General features: G+C 31.7%; 1 protein-coding gene. It reads right to left on the bottom strand.

What is annotated here, in order from left to right; genetic code table 11:
* Positions 1–20: 20 nt before the first annotated feature.
* A partial coding sequence (locus ATCC9714_RS18030; RefSeq protein WP_210165811.1) for a hypothetical protein occupies positions 21–202 on the bottom strand: 182 nt, incomplete at its 5' end.

Raw genomic sequence — 202 nt, 5'->3', positions numbered from 1 at the left:
ATTTAGTTAGAGTTAATACTCTAAAAACTGTATAACATTTGTAAGATTAAAAATCCTATGATCATTTCGCCAACGTCTAAATATTCATATACATTCATATTTATCCCGTTGCTTAAACAATCTTGGTCAAGTCCTCGATCTATTAGTATCAATAAGCTACATACATTGCTGCACTTACACCTTTGACCTATCAACCAGGTAG

The organism is Paraclostridium sordellii, assembly GCF_000953675.1.
Classification (GTDB): Bacteria; Bacillota; Clostridia; order Peptostreptococcales; family Peptostreptococcaceae; genus Paraclostridium; species Paraclostridium sordellii.
This window is presented reverse-complemented; position numbering and strand designations above follow the sequence as displayed.